This is a genomic window from Bradyrhizobium sp. 195, assembly GCF_023101665.1.
Taxonomy (GTDB): Bacteria; Pseudomonadota; Alphaproteobacteria; order Rhizobiales; family Xanthobacteraceae; genus Bradyrhizobium.
On sequence record NZ_CP082161.1, the window covers coordinates 5,965,370 to 5,983,115 of the forward strand.

Genomic DNA, 17,746 nt, shown 5'->3' on the forward strand with positions numbered 1-17,746 from the left:
AGGCGGAGCAATCGCCATGATCGTCCGCCCTTGACGGTCCCGGCCAAAATGGCCAAAGTGCGCGGCGAGGCAGCTATCTCACTCTAATCACAGCGGTTTTTTGAGGCTCACGATGGAACACGTCGAACAAGTTCGATTCGGCGATCAGCTTTATGCGATCATCGTGCGGGCCTCGTTCCGCGAGCCGGGCATCCACTTCTTTTCGACGCCGGAGCTGTCCCAGCAGCTCGCCTTCATGAGTCATCCGCAAGGCAAGACCATCGAGCCTCATCGCCACAACAAGGTGACGCGCGAGGTGCACTACACTCAGGAGGTCCTCCTGATCCAGAAGGGCAAACTCCAGGTCGACTTCTACACGGTCGAGGAAACTTATCTCGAAAGCCGCGTGCTCTGTGCCGGCGACATCATCCTGTTGTGCAGCGGCGCCCACGGCTTCCACGTGCTCGAGCCGCTCGAGATGTTCGAGATCAAGCAAGGTCCCTATTCCGGCGAGAACGACAAGACCCGCTTTGCCGAGGCCTCCCCGTCCGAAATCCGGATCAAGGGGCCAAACCTGTGACCGCACCGTTCATTCCGGTCAACACGCCGCTGCTCGACGGCAACGAAGCCGACTATCTCGCCGAATGCATCCGGACAGGATGGATCTCCTCGGAGGGCCCGTTCATCAAGCGCTTCGAGCAGGCGATGGCCGAGGCCGCCGGACGACGACACGGCATCGCCGTAACCAACGGCTCGGTCGCGCTCGACATCGCCGTCCATGCCCTTGGGCTCGATGAGGGGTCCGAAGTCATCATCCCGACCTTCACCATCATCAGTTGCGCGGCCGCGGTGCTGCGCGCGGGTCTCGTGCCCGTCGGGGTCGACTGTGATGCCGCGACCTGGAACATGACGGCCGAGGGCGTGGAAGCCGCGATCACGCCGCGCACGCGCGCGATCATGGTGGTCCACATCTACGGTCTGCCGGTCGACCTCGATCCGATCCTGGCGCTGGCCCGCAAGCACAATCTGAAAGTGATCGAGGACGCCGCCGAGATGCACGGCCAGACCTATCGCGGCGCGCCTTGCGGAAGCTTCGGCGATGTCTCGACCTTCAGCTTCTATCCGAACAAGCACGTCACGACCGGTGAGGGCGGCATGATCCTCACCGATGACGACACGCTCGCCGATCGGCTGCAGGGCCTGCGCAATCTATGCTTCCAGCCGCAGCAGCGCTTCGTCCACGAGGAACTCGGCTGGAACGCGCGCATGACCAACCTCCAGGCTGCACTTGGCGTCGCCCAGGTCGAGCGCCTATCGCGAACGGTCGAGATCAAGCGCCGGATCGGCCGGCTTTACGATGAACATCTCGCAGGCCTCAACCGCATCCGTCGCCCCGTCGCCCGCACCGGCTATGCCGACAACATCTACTGGGTCTACGGCATCGTGCTGAACGACGACGTCCCGTTCGACGCCAAGGAAGCGATGCGGCGCCTCGGCGAAAAGGGCATCGGGACGCGGCCGTTCTTCTGGTGCATGCACGAGCAGCCGGTGTTGCGCCGAATGGGCCTGATGCGCGACGAAAGCCATCCAAATTCGGAATACATCGCTCGGCGCGGATTTTACCTGCCAAGCGGGCTTGCCCTGACCGACGACGAGATCGCGCGCTCGGCCGAGGCGCTGAAGGAGATCCTGGCGTGACGGTGTTCGCCGACTACGCGCCCTGGTATGATCTTCTGTATCAGGACAAGGATTACGCGGCCGAGATGGCGTTCGTCGAGGCTCGCCTGCGCGACCGCGGCGTTTCCTCGGGCAAGCTGCTCGATCTCGGCTGCGGCACCGGCCTGCATGCGCTCGCCTTCGCGCGCCATGGGTGGAACGTTGCCGGCATCGATCTCAGCGACGAGATGATCGCGCGCGCCAAGATGCGTGCCGCGCAAGCCGGGTTGTCGATCCCGTTTCGGCAGGGCAATGCCTGCGAGACAGGTCCCGAACGCGATTTCGATGCTGTGGTGTCGCTGTTCCACGTCGCAAGCTATCAGACCAGCCGCGACGCCCTGACGGCCATGTTCCGCACGGCCCATGCGGCACTGAAGCCGGACGGCGTCTTCTTCTTCGACTATTGGTACGGCGGCGCCGTGCTGGCGCAGGGCGTCGAGACGCGCGTCAAGGTGATCGAGCAGAAGCCGCTGCGCCTCACCCGCATTGCGCGATCCGATCATGACGAACAGACCGCGACCGTCACCGTGAACTATACGCTGTTCTGCGAGGAGATGGATCGCGCCACGATCCAGCGTGTCGATGAAGCGCACCACATGCGCTACTGGTTTCCGTTCGAGATCGATGCAGCGCTTGCGGCGACCGGCTTCCAGCCCGCCGCTCACGCCGCATGGCTGACAGAAGACGCACCGAACTCGAAGAGCTGGGCGGCCTATGCAGTCGCCGGGAAGAGTGTCACACCGTGAGACCGCTGCGCCTTGCCGTGATGCTGGAACAGGCGCTCGAGGTCGGCGGCGGCTTCCAGCAGCCGCTCAACGACCTGCTCTGGTTGCGCGACTGGGCGGCCAAGTCGGGCAACGAGATCGTGGTGTACTCGCCCTACCCGAAGACCCTGGACATCCTGAAGGAGTTCGGCGTCGTAGCCCGCCTGCTCAAGTTCGGGCCGCTCGACCATGTCTTCCTGTTCCTGAAATATTGCGGACCATTCGATCTCGTCCAGATCGCGCTGAAGCTGAGATCGCCGTTCGAGCGGGCGCTGATCCGCGACGGCATCGACGTCGTGCACTTCACCTCGACCTCGAAGCGGCACCTGCTGCTCTACGAGCTGCCGTTCATCATCACGATCTTCGACGGCTGCCACCGCGATGCACCGGAGTTTCCGGAGGTCCGGACGTTCGGCGAATTCGAGCGCCGCGAGATCCTGTTCGGCCTTGCCAGCACCAAGGCGGCAGTCGTGATCGTCAACGCGCCGGAGTTGGTCGACGATCTCTGCCGCCGTTATGCCATGGAAAGGGAGCGCGCGGTCTGCATCCCGTTCTCGCCCTCCACCTATGTCAGCCAGTCCACGTCAGACGCCGCCGACGATGCGGCGGTGCTGGCAAGATACCGGCTCAAGCCCGGCTATCTGTTCTATCCGGCGCAATTCTGGCCGCACAAGAACCACATGACGCTGCTCGCCGCGCTCACAAGCTTGCGCGAGCGGGGCATCACCGAACGGCTGGTGCTGTGCGGCTCGGATCGCGGCGGCCGCGACAAGATCGATGCGGCGATCCGTGCCTACGGCCTGTCGGACCAGATCTCCATCATCGGCTTCGTCAAGTCCGCCGAACTGGGCGCGCTGTATCGCGGCGCCGCCGCGCTGGTGATGCCGAGCTATTTCGGCCCGACCAATCTTCCACCGTTGGAAGCCTGGGCGGTCGGCACGCCGGTGATCTATCCGGAGGCCTTCAAGGCCCAGGCCGGCGACGCCGCGATCCTGTTCGACTATGACGACCCGCGTTCACTCGCGGATGCGATCGTCAGCCTGCGAACCGAGGGCACGCGCGAACGGCTGCAAGCGGCCGGAGAGATCCGGCTCGCGCACTTTGCCGCGGAGACCAAGGCCGGCCACCAGCAATTCGCCCGCCATTTGGAACGGCTGAAGCACCGGCTGGCGTTGACCGCGCGCTGAATTGCCCTAAGCCGGAATGCGCGCCCTCAGGCGCTCGCGCAGCGCCGCATTCAACAGCGGGCTTGCGAGCATGCTGACTACGGCCAGCCAGATCGCGCATTCCACGACGAAGTGCACGAGCCCGCTTCCCGGCACCAGCGCGGTGATCGCCTGCCCGATCAGCCAGCCCGACGCCACGATGCCGACGCCCATGAACATCAGAAAGGCGACGTGCCTGAAGGGATGATGCAGGGTCTGGCGCATGACCAGCAGCGCGAGCAGTCCGAACTGAACGAGGATGTCGCTTGCGACCACGGCAAGCGCGGCCCCGAGCGGCCCCAGCCGCGGAATCAGAACGAAGGACAGCGCCAGGAAGACCACGAGCTGGAGGCCTTTGGTCCGGATCAGGAGATCGCCGCGATTGCTGTGATTGGCAAAGACCAGTGCCAGCAGCGATGGCGCGACGGCCGCCGAGCCGAGCAGCAGTGTCACCGTGAGCGGCGCGTCATAGGGAATGCTGCCATGGGTCCACAACGCGAAGAAATCCGGCCAAAACGGCAGCAGGCCGGCGACGGTCAGGCAGGCAAGGCCTGTCACGAACACCGAGCCATGGGCGTAGAGCCGGCGCAGCCGATCTTTGTCGCCGACCGCATGATCGTGGCCGAGCTCGGCGGCGAGCGGCAGCGTCACCTGGAGGCACAGGCCGCGCACCAGGCTCGCGATCACACGCGTCAAGCCCCATTGCGCCACCGCGACGCGGTTCGTGACCAATGCCGAGACGAGCAGCACCGGGACGTTGACGAGTGCGAGCTCGGTGATGTTGGCTACCGCAAAGGGCACTGCGCGGCCGAATTGTCCGACGCTCCAGCGCAGGGATGGCGACACGAACGGCGGCTTGCCGGCACGGCGCAGGAACGGAAACAGTCGCGGCGCGTCGAACGCAGCGAGCAGGATCGCGAACAGGACCTGCATCGACACGAAGGCAATCGCGACCGCAAGCAGGCTGCCGAACAATGCGAGCGCCGCGAGCTGGGCGATCTGTCCAAGCAGCAGCGCGGCGTTTTGCAGCCAGACCGTCCGGCCATAATGGCCTCGCACCCGATAGAGGCCGGAGACGAGGTTGGCGGGCACGGTCAGAAGCATGCCCAGAATCATCACCAGCATCGCAGCATCGAATGTTGGCGTGGCGTGAAAGCCGAGCACGGCCGATGGCGGCGCAAGAACCACCGCCGCGCACAAAAGCACACCCAGCACCGCCACGATGGCGAGATAGATCCGCAGCAGCGCCGAATAGAAATTCGCAGTGCGCCCGTCGCAATCGGCGCAAGCCTTGAACGCGAGAAAGCGGTTGATCGCGCGAAGCTGCAATCCGGCATCCGCCACGACGACGAGGCTTCCCGCCGCATAGATCGCAAGCCAGGCCGCGAGCGTGTCGCCGGTCCAGACATGCAGGAAGGCGGGGATGAGCAGAAGCTGCTGAGACAGCCCCAGCGCCATCTGGACCAGGTTGGCGGACCAGCCCTGCAAGAGGCGGCGGGCGCGGCTGATGCCGCCAGGCCTGCTCGAACCGTCGGCCGGGCCGGGCGCGTCAATTTGCTCGTCGGTCAAGCCGCGTCCTTCCCGGTCAAGCAAGCGGCCCGGCGCGCCCGCCAGCGCTCAGAGTCCATCCGACTCGCCGTTCTTCGGCGTCGAACGCGGCACGAAGGGAGAGAGCGACGGATCGGCCGGGCCCGGCATCGTCAGCTTGCCGCCGACATCTGCGGGCGGGCTCGCGGCAACGGCTGCCTCAGGCCGCTGGAGCACCAGCACCTCGCTGCGCTCGCCCTGCTTGAAAGTCACCTCGCGCGGCTGCACCGACGTCAGCGACCAGCCCGCGAGCGATTCGCCCTGCCGCAGACGCACGACCTTCTGATCGGTGCGGTTGACGAGAATTGCGATCGCATCGCCCTCGCCTACCACGGCCCCGACCAGCAACAACGGCGGCGGCGCCTCGACCGGCTTGGGCGCCGGCGCGGGACTTTCCTCGACCGGCGAAGCGGCGACCGCGCGCGGCGGCGGCCGGCGCATGGCCGAGAAGATCGGGCGCTCCTGGGTCGCGGTCAGAGCCGAGAGCGGCACCGACCACAGCGGATTGCCGCGAGGAATGGGCTTGCCCGGCCCTTGCTGCGCGGGCCGCGCGATCGGTCGCATCGTTCCGACATCGACACTTTCGGCAGGATTGCCCGCCGCATCGTCCGACAGGACATCCACGCGCGATGAGGTCGCCGCCATGGCTCCGGCAGCGCCCAGAACCGCGCAAAGCACGGCCAATCCTGTCGGCCTCAGCCAGCCGGACATCGATATTCCCCTGCGACCACGGGCCGCGCCACGCGACGGCGAGGCATTGGCGCCAAACTAGTTCCGATCCGTGGCGTCATCAACCCACACCGTCCCGCCACCCACCGAGCACGTACATTCCGTGCTGCACCCGTTGCAACGCATGAATATGTTGCCCGACAGCCACGATGGCTGAAAATGCAAAGCGGAACAGGGAGGAAGCAGGCGTAAATGGATATCCGTTCATTGCAGGCCATTGCGGCGCCATGAGATCATGGCGTGGGCGCTGAGCGTCAGTGCGCGCCCCGGTTGCATGTTTGCGATGAATTTCTTTGCTGATTTGAGACGATCGGATGGCTGGACCGACAATGGCAAGTGGGCGGATCGGATACGGGCTGCGATCGGTCGTACGCCACTCCCTGGCGACACTCCTCACCACCACGGCGCTGGGCATCGTCGCCGCGCATGCCGTGGACGGCACATGGACCGGTGGCTCCACCGACTGGACGGATCCCACCAACTGGTCATCCAACCCGAGCGTGCCCGACGAGACCGCGACCTTCACCAACACCGGAAGCACTGCGGTCGACAACAACAACGGCGTCGTCAGCATCGGCACGATCCAGTTCGCGAACACCTCGCAGGCCTATACGTTCACGATCGGCAATCCGTTCATCGTCAACGCCACGGGCATCATCAACAGCGATACGGTCAATACCCAGAATTTCCAGGTCACCTCCGGCAACAACCTGGTGTTCCAGAACAGCAGCACCGCGAGCGGCGGCGCCGGCGCCGTGACCATCTCGAACGACGTCGGCGGCAACGTCAATTTCATCCAGAACAGCACGGCGGGCACAGCAAGCCTCCTCAACAGCGGCTTCATAACTTTCGAGGATTCCGCCTCTGCCGGCAGCGCCCAGATCACCAACAACGCCACCGGTCAGATCGATTTCTTCACCGACGCCTCGGCCGGCACGGCGACGATCAACAACGGCGCAGGGGGAGTGCTGAACTTCCACAACAGCACCACCGCCGCCACCTCGACCATCATTAACGACGGAACGGTCAATTTCGACGGCTCAGCCTCCGCCGGCAGCGCCACCATCACCACCAACAACGGCGCAACGACGAACTTTAGCGGGTCGGCGACCGGCGGCAGCGCGCGCTTTATCACCAACGCAGGCGGCACCGTCGACATTTCGGGCCTGACCAGCGGCGGGATGACGTCGGGCTCGATCGAAGGCGCCGGTAATTACGTTCTGGGCGCCAACACGCTCACCACTGGCAGCCTCAACACCTCGACCCAGGTCGACGGCATCATCTCCGGCACCGGCAGCCTGACCAAGGTCGGCACGGGCACGCTGACGCTGGCCGGCACCAACGCCTACACGGGCGCAACCACGATCTCGGCCGGAACGCTGGCCATTTCGGGCTTCGGCAGTATTTCGTCATCCAGCGTCGTCACGGTCGACGCGACCTTCGACATTTCGGCATCCTCGGTTCCGTTCAACGCCATCACGACGCTTGCCGGGAGCTCGAGCGGCGTCGTCAATCTGGGCGCCAACAATCTGGTCATTACCAACGGCTCGACCGAGTTCTCGGGCGTGATCCAGGGCACAGGCGGGTTTGAGGTTTTCGGCGGAACGCAGACACTCTCGGGCGTGAACACCTACACCAATGTCACGCAGATCGACGCGGGTGCAACCCTGGCGCTGAAGGGCAGCGGCTCGATTGCAAATTCGCTCTACGTCGCCTTCTCGGGCGCGGGCGCGACACTCGATATTTCCCAGACCACGTCCGGGGTCTCGGTGACCCAGCTGTTCTCCTTCGGCACCAATGGCGTCGTCGCGCTGGGATCGAAGACGCTGACAATTGCCGCTGGCAGCGGCACCGCCTTCGGCGGCGTGATCCAGGACGGCGGCATTGGTGGCGGCACCGCGGGCAATCTTGCGATCGCGAACGGAGGACTGCAGCAGCTCTACGGCACCAACACCTATACCGGCACCACGACAATCGCGAGCGGCGGCGAGCTCGATCTCGTCAATTTCGGCGGCAGCGACGGCAGCATCGCGACCTCGAGCAACGTCATCGCCAACGGCGTCTTCGACATCACGGCCTTGAGCACCGGCACCACGATCAAGTCGCTCTCGGGCGCGGGCACCGTCAATCTCGGCGCCAACACGCTGACGATCACGACCGGCAACGGCACATTCGCGGGCGTCATCGACGATGCCGGCTTGGGAGGCGGGCTGACGCTGACCGGTGGCGCACAGACGCTGACCGGTATCAACACCTATACGGGCGCCACCGCCGTGAATGGCGGCACGCTGGTGGTGGACGGCTCTATCCTGAATAGCCCAGTCACGGTCAACGCGGGCGGCACGCTCGCCGGCAGCGGCACGATCGCGGGCGTCGCGGTCAATGGTGGCACGCTGGCGCCCGGCAGCACGGCGAGCCCGTTCGGCCCGATGAGCATCAGCGGATCGCTGACCTTCACCGCTGCCTCGACCTATCTGGTGCAGGTCTCGTCGACCAATGCCAGCCTCACCCAGGTCACGGGCGCGACCGACCTCGGCGGCGCGACAGTGCGCGCGAACTTCACCTCGGGCACAGTCAAGAAGCAATACACGATCCTGACCGCGGCCGGCAGCCTGGTCGGTACCACGTTCAACCCGACCGTCGTCTCCAACATGCCGACGCTCAACGCGACGCTGAGCTACGACACCAGCACCGTGTTCCTCAACGTCAACGTCAACTTCACACCTGCGGGCGGCCTCACCGTCAACCAGCAGAACGTCGCGAACACACTGACCAATTTCTTCAACACCACTGGCGGCATCCCAGCCGCCTTTGCCGCGCTGACGCCGGCGGGACTGACCACCGCCTCGGGCGAGCTCGGCACCGGCATCATCCAGTCCGCAATCAATGCCGACGGCCAGTTCCTGAATCTGATGCTCGATCCGACCGTCGTCGGGCGGAGCGGCGGCTTCGCCAAGGCGGGCAGCGTCGCGCAGTTCGCCGATAGCAATGAGGCTGCCGCCTACGCCTCGATGCGTCCGGCCACCGCGCGCGAGCGCGAGGCTTATGCGATGGCGACCAAGGCGCCGTTGCTCTCCTCGCAGCCGAGCAGCCGCTGGAGCGTCTGGGCGGCGGGCTATGGCGGTTCGGCGGAGGTCGGCGGCAATGCAGTGGTCGGCTCGCAGGACCTGACCGCGCGGGCCTGGGGCGGCGCAGCCGGTGCCGACTACAGGATCTCGGTGGACACGCTGGTCGGCTTTGCGCTCGGCGGCGGCGGGCTGAACTACTCGCTCGCCAATGCGATGGGCGCGGGCTCGGCCGACCTGTTCCAGGCCGGTGTCTATGGCCGGCACAATTTCGGGCCGGCCTACGTCTCGGCCGCGCTCGCCTATGGCTGGCACGACGTCACCACCAACCGCACCGTTGCTCTCGCCGGGGCCGACCAGCTCCAGGGCCGCTTCAAGGCCGACACCTTCTCGGCCCGCTTCGAGGGCGGCTATCGCTTCACGACGCCGCTGATCGGCATCACGCCCTATGCGGCGGCGCAGGTGACGAATTTCAACCTGCCCAACTACTCCGAAGTCAGCCTGAACGGCGGCGGCCTGTTCGCGCTGAACTACGCTTCGCAATCGTTGACCGATACCCGCTCCGAGCTTGGCCTGCGCACCGACAAGTCCTACCCCATGCAGAACGGCGTGCTGACGCTGCGCGGCCGCGCCGCCTGGGCGCACGACTACAATCCGGGCCGCGCCGTCACCGCGCTCTTCCAGACCTTGCCCGGCACCAGCTTCGTCGTGAACGGCGCCAGGGTCGATGCCGACTCCGCGCTCGTGAGCGGCAGTGCCGAGATGAAATGGCTGAGCGGCTTTTCGATCGCCGCCGTCTTCGACGGCGAGTTCTCCGGCAACGTCACCAGCTATTCCGGCAAAGGCGTGTTCAAGTACGCCTGGTGAGCCGGCGAGTCCGCCTGATCTGGCCGACCTACTTCCCCGCCTGCCACTGGCCCGAGACGCCCAGGATCACCCTGACGCGACCGGTGCCGGCATCGCCCAGCGCAGTGGTCTGCGGCACCTGGACGTCGAGCTGATCGACGAACAGGAACGGCATGCCGGCCTCGAGATCGTAGAGCAGCTTCTGGAGTGCCGGCTGTTCCAGGTCGCAGCTTACGACGAGGCCGACGAAGCCGTCCTTGGTCTGCGCGCCGGACACGTCGACTTGCGAGGACTGGACCTGGCCGCCGACATCGCTGACCGCCGCAGCAACCCGCTGCAGCAGATTGGCGCCGGCGACCGTCACGGTCGGCCCCTCCAGGAACGGCGTGCCGGGCCGCTCGGCCGACAAGGCCGCGGCATTCTTGGTGCCTCCCTTGCGGCCACGCAACTGGTCGAGCAGGTCGGAAGTCTGCGCCAGCGCCTGGCGATGGGCGACGATCTCGGCGATCGACAGGCCCGCCGTCAGCAGCAGCGCGCCGGCGACCGCCACGTAGAGCGTGACTGCGATCAGCGGCGAGCCTGCAAGCGCCCGCGCAACCGCATTGCCGCCGGTAACCTTGGCGCTGCTCATGGCACGTTCCTCGGTTCGATTTGCGCCTCGATATGGAAGCGCTCGCCGGGATCGGAGGAGCTGCGCGTGGTCGGGGCGTAGAACGTCGCGCGGTTGAAATGCCCGGACTGTTCGATCAGGGGGATCAGCGAGGGTGCATCGCGGGTGATGCCGCCGATCTGCAGCTTGTTGCCCGCCAGGTGCAGCTCGGTGACATAGGTGTGATCAGGCAACACCCGGCTCAGCGTTTCCAGCACGATCACGCTCGCCGCTGTCTCGTATTTGCGGCGTTCGAGCAACGCGAGCGGGGAGCGCTCGCCGCCATCGCTGCCGCGAAGCGCGGCGCGGCGCTGGGTGATCTGCCGTTCGAGCTCCTTCTCCTGCGCGCCGAGACCGTCGGCTAGATAGCTTGCCGCGACTGATCCGACCACCGCGGCGACGGCGGCGAGGACCAGCACCGCCTGCAGCGCCCGGCTCAGCCGCGCCGGATCGACCGCGCCCCGCGATCTCTGCTCGAATACCTTGATGCGTCCGCCCGCGGTCGCCTCCGTCGCGATCGCGACCGCTGACGGATGGAACGGCGAGACGGCCTCGACATAGCTCATCGCCAGCTTGCGCGGCGCCGCGGCGATCTCCGTGGTGATGCTGTCGCTGCCATGCGCCGCCGGGGCTCGACAACCGAACACCGCTTCGCTCGCGGTCCACGGCGTCAGCCGGTCGATCTGCGCCCGCACGATGCCGTCGAGGAAATCGGCCGCACGCGCCGGCAGCTCCAGCGGACGAAACAGGAAGCGCGACGGCCGCAGCACGATCTCGACGCGGCTGCCGCGGACGATCTGCGCGAGAGTGGCACTCGCAAACTTGCCATCCTCGAAGGCGATCTCCTTCGGGACGTTCTCCGACTTGGCCGCTTCCAGCGCGAACATGCCGGTCTCGCTTTCGACAAGCCGCACCACCCGCGGCGACACGGTCCGCTCCATGGCGCGAACGATCGTGCCGGCCACGGTGCCGGTCCAGGCATCGAGAATGGCGCGAAGGGAATCGAGCGAACTCATCTCACAGAGGCTTTCCGGCGGAGCCATCGACGGCGTTATGCCACGACAATACACGATACGGCTCATCGCCGCTTTCGAGAAGCAGGATGACGATCTCGGCCGAACTCCGCCGATGCGACGGCAGCTCGACCGCGACCGTCAGCCGGTACGCCTTCGAACCCTCAATCGTCGCATTGGTGCTGCCGGCAAGTCCGACCAGCGCCCGGGAATCGACGTTGGGGTCAGTGCGGTCGCGCAGCACCTGTTGCAGGAGTCCGGGCGACATGCCTGGCAGGGCCGCCACCACCTGCGGCGCGGCGTCGATCACGTTCACCGTCCGCATGTTGCTGAACACCGTGACGAAGGGCAGCGCGCGCTCCACGACGGCGGCCGGAATACCGCGCACCAGCCAGAGCTCGTCGCTATGGGGAAATGGGGCGTGGCGCGGCAGATAAGGCGCGCCGAGCGTGCGGTAGTAAGAATCCTCCGGATTGTCCTGGCCTGGCTCCGTCGACGAGCGCCAGGCGAGGATCCGATCGGCATAGACGGGTGCGTCCGTCGCGGAGACACCGAGCGCCGTCATCAGGCCCGACAGCAGCGGCTTCGGCGCCATGTTGAGATCGACGCGCGCAGCCTCCGAGCGGAACGTCACGCTCACCCGACCGGCGCCGACGCGAGCATTAAAGGTGCCGCTGGTCGGACGGCTCGCGTCGTTCTGCGCGGTCAGACGGTAGGCCGCCAGTTCGATCCCGGCGGTTACCAGCGCATCGGCCTGCAACCTGTCCGCATTGACGGCGACCGTGACCGCCGTGTTGGTGACATAGGTCAGGTAGATCAGCGCCAGCGCCGCCAACGCCGCCAGCATCCAGAGCACCGCGATGACGATGAAGCCGCGGCTGTCGCGAAGCCTCGCATGGTCGAGCCCTGCCCCGCTCAAAGCTGCTGCTCCTCTTTCTCCGCCTGTTGCGGCCGGGTGCGCGCCGTGACGCAGGTCGCCGGATTCTTGGCCCGCGCGCATTCGGCCGGCGCCGTGATGCGCGGGACCACCGCGCCCGAGACCGCGAGCACCTGCCCGGACGCACTGTCGCGCACGGTGATGCGGATGCGATCCGGCAGCTGCGGCTGCCCGCGCCAGACCGGCTGCCACTGACCGTCGGGCCCGGCATAGGCGAAGTTGACGCGGAAGGGCGCCCGGATCAGCACGACCTGATCGACGAAGCGGATCTGCCCGTCGGTCGGCATCGGTTGGAACGGCGCGCGCTCGCGCACCAGCGCCAGCCCCTGCGCGTCAGCCTTTTCGATCAGGCGGACGAATTCGAGACCTGGACGCGTGCTTGGACCGAGCGCCGTGCGCAGGAAGGTCACCGACAATTCGGCGCCGTCGAACAGCGGCACCCTGGCGTCGCCGTTCACTGTCATTTGCTCCGCGACGGACAGGTCGGCGGCGATGCGGTCGAGCCCGGTCGCAAGACGCTCGGCCCGCTGCACGCGGGCAATGCCGCGATTCCAGTTCGGCAGCCATTGCGCCGTCATGGTCGCCAGCGCCGCCAGGATCACGGTCATCAGCAGGGTTGCGAGCAGCACTTCGAGCAAAGTGAAGCCGGCTTCATCGGCCAGTGCGCGGCGCAGGCGCTTCATCGCCAAGCCCCTCAATGCCAGGCCCTTCACTGCGACACCCTCGGCACCAGCTTCACCGTCGTGACCTGGATCGCGCTGCCGTCGGCGCGCTGCAGGCGCAGATTGACCGCCAACGGCACGAAGCGATCGCTGGCGGGATCACCGCCCGGCACGTTCATCGGCGCAACGTCGACCCGCCAGCGGCTGCCGGCGAGTTCGCCGCTCCGCCGGCCGGGTTTCAGCAAAGAGCGCGCCGGCAGCTCCGCGAGCAGGGTCTCGGCCGTGCCCGCGAGTGCCAGACGCTGGTCGATCGCGCGCGTCCCCTTCACCGTCGTGGCGATCACCGAGCCGATCGTCCCGAGCACGACCGCGATGATCGCGAGCGCGACCAACGCCTCGATCAAGGTGAAGCCGGCGCTATCAGAGCAGCTTCTGCGGAACAATCTCGACGCCTCCGGTCAGCCAGTTGACGCGCACCTCATATCCCATGCCGGGCCGCGCCAAGGCGATCACCCCGCCGCACGACATGCCCGATGGAAAGAAATCGATCGACCGCCCCGCGGCCCGGTCGGCGCAGCGTGAGGCCAGCATCGCCTGCACCACCACGTCACCAGGCAAGCGGATGGTCCGCCCGGTGACGCCGGAACGGATCGCGCGCGCCTCCGCATCCACCTGGGTCGCCACCCTGGTTTGCCGGCGCAGCGCCGCGTTGCGATCGGCTTTCAGCAGCGCCGCGGTCTCGACCGCGTAGCTCTCCAACCTGGCCCGCGTCGTCGTGCGCGGGACAGCCGGCAGGATGATCGCCGCGAGCAGGCCGATGATCGCGAGCACGCACAGGATCTCGATCAGCGCAAAGCCGCGTGCCTCGCCGATGCCCTCAGCGCGCGCCGCTGACAATGTCGGCCGCCGTTCCACTGCCGCCTTCCTGACCGTCCGATCCCAGCGAGATGATCTCAAAAGGCGCGCTCGCGCCCGGCGCACGATAGACGTAGATGTGCCCCCAGGGATCGTTCGGCACCACGCCGCCACGCAAATAGGGTCCATTCCAGCCGGTCTGATTGGTGTTGCGGGTCAGCGCGGAGAGCCCTTCGTTCGATGTGGGATAACGGCCGAGATCGAGAAAGTAGAGATCGAGCGCGCTGGAAAAGCTCTCGATCTGGATCTTCGCCGCCTTCGCCTTGGACTCGCTGAGATAGTTCAGCACTCGCGGGCCGACCAGCGCCATGATCATCCCGATGATGGTGATGACGACCAGCATCTCGACGAGGGTGAAGCCCGCCTCCCCTCGGCCCGCGCGCTGCCGGCCGCGCCCTGCGCATCGATGTTTGGTCACTTCAAGCCTCTCCCGTTACCTGCTCTTTATCTAGCCCAACTAACCGACAATTTGGCTCACCGACATCAGCGCCGTCATCACCGACGTGATCAGGCCGCCGACGACCAGCGAAATCGCGATGATTGCGGCCGGACCTGCGATGCCGACCGCGCGGTCCAGCGTGCGCTGCAGCTTGGCCTCGTAGAATTCGGCGACGCGTCCCGACAGCATCGGCAATTGTCCGGTCTCGTCGCCGAGCCGGAGCATGCGCACTGCCATCGCGGGCAGCGCCTCCGTCTCAGCCAATGCGTCGGACAACTTCGAGCCGTGGCGAACGCGGTCGGCGGCATCGCTCCAGACCGCGGCCGAGCCTGTCGTCGCCATCATGTCGACGAGGATGCGCAGCGTGATGGTGAGATTGACGCCGCTGCCGAGCAGCAGGCCGAGATTGCGGCAAAACAGCGCCGTCCGGTATGCGCTCATCACGTTGCGGATTGCCGGCAGCCGCGTGATCGCATTCGTGACGCCGCGGCGGACGCGCTCTTGCCGGAGCAAGAGCCACGCCACTGCGATGATGGCCGCAAGGCCAGCCAGCACCGCATCCGAATTGCCGCGCAGGAACGTGGAGATGTTGAGAAAGACGCCGACGACCGGATCAATCTTGGCGCCGAAATCCTGCAACACGGATGCGAACTGCGGCAGCACGAAAGTGAGGAAGAACAGCAGCACGCAACCCGCCGCGCCCAGCACGAACAGCGGATAGCGGATTGCATCCGACAGCCGCCGCCTCAGCGCCTCGCTGCGCGTGCGCTCGCCGGCCAGCACCTCCAGCACCTGGTCCAGCGATCCCGAGGCCTCACCGACCCGCACCAGCGCGACATACATCGGGGGGAACAGCCCTTCGTGCCGCGCCAGCGCCTCGGCAAAGCTCTCGCCCGCAACGACGCGCGAACGGATGTCCGCAACGACAGGACGCAGCCGGCCGAAATCCGGGTCCGCCGCGAGCAGCTCCAATCCGTCATTGATGCGTGCGCCGGCGCGCAGCAGCAGCGCGAGGTCGCGGGTGAAGATGGTGACGTCTTCCGGCTTGGGCCTGTTGAAGAGGCTGAACACACGGCCCGCCGAGCCGCCCTCTTCCGGCGTGACGTTGTCGACCAGCACGAGACCGAGCCGTTCGATCCGTTGCGCGACGTCGCCCGGCGCAGGCGCGGCAATGGCGCCGGAGACCAGTTCGCCGTTGGCGTTGAGGGCGCGGTAGCGATAGTTCGGCATGCGTTAGCGCAGGATGAGCTTGGGGTGAATCAATTGGCCGCGGGGTCGGTGCACCTCTCCCGCTTGCGGGAGAGGTCGGCGCATAGCGCCGGGTGAGGGTTTTCTCCTCTTGGGGGTTCTCGATTGCGGAGACACCCTCTCCCCAACCCTCCTCCGCAAGCGAGGGAGGGAGCACTCCTCCCTCGTTGCAACGTTTGAACCTGATCTCATCATATCTAGCGCACCGTCGTGACGCGGAAGACCTCGGGCACGGTGGTGAGCCCGGCCCGGCATTTGGCGACCGCATCCTCCAGCATCGTGGTCATGCCGCCCCGCATCGCGGCGGCGTCGATCGAGTGGGAGTCGGTCTGCGGGCCGACCAGCGTGCGCACCTCGTCGGACATTTCGAGGATCTCGAACACGCCGTTGCGGCCGCGATAGCCGGTGCCGCCGCAGCGTTCGCAGCCACCGGCCTCGTGCACGACCTCGCCGCACTTGAAACCAATCACCGCGAAGCGCGGGTCCTCGGCGAGATCGGCCTCGGTCAGCGCATGCGGGACCTTGCAGCGGTCGCAGAGCACGCGCACCAGGCGCTGCGCGACCACCGCGCGCAGCGTGGACTTCAGCAGGAAGCCCTCGATACCGAGATCGATCAGGCGCGGCACGGCGGCCGCGGCCGTCTCGGTGTGCAGCGTCGTCAGGACGAGATGCCCGGTGAGTGCGGCGTGGATCGCGATATGGGCGGTCTCGGCGTCGCGGACCTCGCCGACCATGATCACGTCGGGGTCCTGGCGGACGAAGGCGCGCATGGCGGAGGCGAAGGTCAGCCCGATCGACGGCTTGACCTGGGACTGGTTGATGCCGGGAATCTCGTACTCAACGGGATCCTCGATGGTGAGGATCTTTCGCGTGGGCTCGTTCAGGATCGACAGCATGGTCGCGAGCGTCGTGGTCTTGCCGCTGCCGGTCGGTCCCGTGACCACGATCATGCCGTGCGGCATCGCGAGCAGCCGCGTCATCACGCTCTCGTCGCGCGCGGCGAGACCGAGCTTGCTCATTTCCAGGAGACCGCGGTCGCGCGGCAGCAGGCGGATGACGGCGCTCTCGCCGTGCTGCGTCGGCATGGTCGCGACGCGAACGTCGATCTCGCTGCGCCCGACCCGCACGCGCGCGGCGCCGTCCTGCGGCAGGCGCCGTTCAGCAATGTTGAGGCTGGCGAGAATCTTGATGCGCGAGATCAGCGCCTGCGGCGGAATGCCGTGCGGCGACGGCAGCGCACGCAACAGGCCGTCGACGCGCATGCGCACGACGAGTCCGGCACGGAACGGCTCGACGTGGATGTCGCTGGCACGCAGGTCCACCGCGCGCTCCAAGAGATCATTGAGCGCGCGCACCACCGGCGCGCCGCTGGCGAGATCGCGCAGGCTCTCGATGTCGTCGTCGGACTGCTGGGCAACGCCCCTGCCGCTTCGATCCGCATTTGCATCGTCGGCATCGGCCCGTTGATCGAGGACCGTGGTGATGTCCTCGTATGAGGCCACGACGACATCGACCGGGGCTCCGAACACGATTTCGGCGGCACGAATGGCGGCCGTGTCGGAGGGGTCGGCGACAGCCAGCCGCAAGACGTCGTTCGACGGCGGGTCACTGAAAGGAAAGATGGTGGATTCACGCAGGAAACGGCGCGAGAAGCCGTCGAGGCGAGGCGTGGCGGCGAGCAGTTGCGGAAGACTCAGCCGCGGCAGGCCAAAATGATCGGAGACTTCATCTGCGAATTCGGCCGCGGAGAGATCGGTGGCCTCCCACAATTCACGCAACGGGCGCATGAGCGCGGGGTTGGCCGATTTGTCGACATGGGCATGCGCCCGCGGCGGCAATGAGTATTTTTCCAGGAGGTGCTGCCGGAAGCTATCTGCGGAGCGGTCGCGCATCGCATTCACGGCGTTGACCTTGTGACCTGAAAGCAACAACTTCGGCGGGTGACGACAGGCCCTTAGCCCTTGACATATTTAGTAGCAAAAACATAATCGT

At 66.4% G+C, this 17,746-nt stretch carries 16 protein-coding genes; 5 read left to right on the forward strand and 11 right to left on the reverse strand.

Annotated elements, in window-relative coordinates:
- The first annotated feature begins 112 nt into the window (after positions 1–112).
- From IVB26_RS27915 to IVB26_RS27930, 4 genes are read left to right on the forward strand one after another with little or no spacing between them, the layout of a single operon-like run.
- Positions 113–559 carry a cupin domain-containing protein gene (locus tag IVB26_RS27915; RefSeq protein WP_247968318.1) on the forward strand — a complete coding sequence of 149 codons (447 nt, stop codon included), beginning with the start codon at positions 113–115 and terminating at the stop codon, positions 557–559.
- Positions 556–1,677: a DegT/DnrJ/EryC1/StrS family aminotransferase gene (locus IVB26_RS27920; RefSeq protein WP_247968319.1), complete on the forward strand. Its 1,122-nt coding sequence runs from the start codon at positions 556–558 to the stop codon at positions 1,675–1,677. Before IVB26_RS27915 ends, IVB26_RS27920 begins: the two co-directional genes overlap by 4 nt.
- On the forward strand, positions 1,674–2,441 hold the full coding sequence (locus IVB26_RS27925) for a class I SAM-dependent DNA methyltransferase (protein WP_247968320.1): 768 nt from the start codon (positions 1,674–1,676) through the stop codon (positions 2,439–2,441). The genes IVB26_RS27920 and IVB26_RS27925 overlap by 4 nt, the downstream gene beginning before the upstream one ends.
- Positions 2,438–3,646, forward strand: coding sequence for a glycosyltransferase (locus IVB26_RS27930; protein ID WP_247968321.1), 1,209 nt, complete (start codon positions 2,438–2,440; stop codon positions 3,644–3,646). The genes IVB26_RS27925 and IVB26_RS27930 overlap by 4 nt, the downstream gene beginning before the upstream one ends.
- Before the next feature lie 6 nt (positions 3,647–3,652).
- Here the strand turns inward: IVB26_RS27930 and IVB26_RS27935 are convergent, their stop codons facing one another.
- The gene (locus IVB26_RS27935) at positions 3,653–5,233 is read right to left on the reverse strand and encodes an MATE family efflux transporter (protein ID WP_247968322.1); all 1,581 of its coding nucleotides are present in this window, start codon (positions 5,231–5,233) and stop codon (positions 3,653–3,655) included.
- 48 nt (positions 5,234–5,281) lie between these two features.
- Positions 5,282–5,962: a hypothetical protein gene (locus IVB26_RS27940; protein WP_247968323.1), complete on the reverse strand. Its 681-nt coding sequence runs from the start codon at positions 5,960–5,962 to the stop codon at positions 5,282–5,284.
- 332 nt (positions 5,963–6,294) lie between these two features.
- Here IVB26_RS27940 and IVB26_RS27945 point away from each other — a divergent pair, with 332 nt between their 5' ends.
- The gene (locus tag IVB26_RS27945) at positions 6,295–9,912 is read left to right on the forward strand and encodes an autotransporter domain-containing protein (protein WP_247968324.1); all 3,618 of its coding nucleotides are present in this window, start codon (positions 6,295–6,297) and stop codon (positions 9,910–9,912) included.
- A 28-nt stretch (positions 9,913–9,940) separates the two neighbouring features.
- Here the strand turns inward: IVB26_RS27945 and gspM are convergent, their stop codons facing one another.
- The 9 genes from gspM to IVB26_RS27990 all read right to left on the reverse strand — a co-directional run bounded on the left by gspM (position 9,941) and on the right by IVB26_RS27990 (position 17,646).
- Positions 9,941–10,522, reverse strand: a complete 582-nt coding sequence (gspM, locus tag IVB26_RS27950; protein WP_247968325.1) for a type II secretion system protein GspM — start codon at positions 10,520–10,522, stop codon at positions 9,941–9,943.
- Positions 10,519–11,556 (reverse strand): PilN domain-containing protein, encoded by a 1,038-nt coding sequence (locus IVB26_RS27955; protein ID WP_247968326.1) that lies wholly within the window; start codon positions 11,554–11,556, stop codon positions 10,519–10,521. Before IVB26_RS27955 ends, gspM begins: the two co-directional genes overlap by 4 nt.
- Before the next feature lies 1 nt (position 11,557).
- Entirely contained in the window at positions 11,558–12,472 is a 915-nt protein-coding gene (locus tag IVB26_RS27960; RefSeq protein WP_247968327.1) for a type II secretion system minor pseudopilin, read from the reverse strand.
- The gene (locus IVB26_RS27965) at positions 12,469–13,173 is read right to left on the reverse strand and encodes a general secretion pathway protein GspJ (RefSeq protein ID WP_247968328.1); all 705 of its coding nucleotides are present in this window, start codon (positions 13,171–13,173) and stop codon (positions 12,469–12,471) included. Before IVB26_RS27965 ends, IVB26_RS27960 begins: the two co-directional genes overlap by 4 nt.
- 26 nt (positions 13,174–13,199) lie before the next feature.
- Positions 13,200–13,595 carry a type IV pilus modification PilV family protein gene (locus IVB26_RS27970; protein WP_247968329.1) on the reverse strand — a complete coding sequence of 132 codons (396 nt, stop codon included), beginning with the start codon at positions 13,593–13,595 and terminating at the stop codon, positions 13,200–13,202.
- Positions 13,573–14,067: a prepilin-type N-terminal cleavage/methylation domain-containing protein gene (locus IVB26_RS27975; protein WP_247968330.1), complete on the reverse strand. Its 495-nt coding sequence runs from the start codon at positions 14,065–14,067 to the stop codon at positions 13,573–13,575. The genes IVB26_RS27970 and IVB26_RS27975 overlap by 23 nt, the downstream gene beginning before the upstream one ends.
- Positions 14,030–14,485: a type II secretion system major pseudopilin GspG gene (gene gspG, locus IVB26_RS27980; protein ID WP_247968331.1), complete on the reverse strand. Its 456-nt coding sequence runs from the start codon at positions 14,483–14,485 to the stop codon at positions 14,030–14,032. The genes IVB26_RS27975 and gspG overlap by 38 nt, the downstream gene beginning before the upstream one ends.
- Before the next feature lie 39 nt (positions 14,486–14,524).
- Positions 14,525–15,736: a type II secretion system F family protein gene (locus tag IVB26_RS27985; protein WP_247968332.1), complete on the reverse strand. Its 1,212-nt coding sequence runs from the start codon at positions 15,734–15,736 to the stop codon at positions 14,525–14,527.
- Positions 15,737–15,951: 215 nt separating this feature from the next.
- A complete protein-coding gene (locus IVB26_RS27990) occupies positions 15,952–17,646 on the reverse strand; it encodes a GspE/PulE family protein (protein ID WP_458309290.1) in 1,695 nt (564 codons plus the stop codon).
- Between the last annotated feature and the right edge of the window lie 100 nt (positions 17,647–17,746).

Bases quoted from the DNA above. Each gene is read 5' to 3' on its own strand.
- IVB26_RS27915 (WP_247968318.1), top strand. From the start codon at position 113: ATGGAACACGTCGAACAAGTTCGATTCGGCGATCAGCTTTATGCGATC.
- IVB26_RS27940 (WP_247968323.1), bottom strand. From the start codon at position 5,962: ATGTCCGGCTGGCTGAGGCCGACAGGATTGGCCGTGCTTTGCGCGGTT.
- IVB26_RS27945 (WP_247968324.1), top strand. From the start codon at position 6,295: ATGGCTGGACCGACAATGGCAAGTGGGCGGATCGGATACGGGCTGCGA.
- gspM (WP_247968325.1), bottom strand. From the start codon at position 10,522: ATGAGCAGCGCCAAGGTTACCGGCGGCAATGCGGTTGCGCGGGCGCTT.
- IVB26_RS27955 (WP_247968326.1), bottom strand. From the start codon at position 11,556: ATGAGTTCGCTCGATTCCCTTCGCGCCATTCTCGATGCCTGGACCGGC.
- IVB26_RS27965 (WP_247968328.1), bottom strand. From the start codon at position 13,173: ATGAAGCGCCTGCGCCGCGCACTGGCCGATGAAGCCGGCTTCACTTTG.
- IVB26_RS27985 (WP_247968332.1), bottom strand. From the start codon at position 15,736: ATGCCGAACTATCGCTACCGCGCCCTCAACGCCAACGGCGAACTGGTC.
- IVB26_RS27990 (WP_458309290.1), bottom strand. From the start codon at position 17,646: ATGCGCGACCGCTCCGCAGATAGCTTCCGGCAGCACCTCCTGGAAAAA.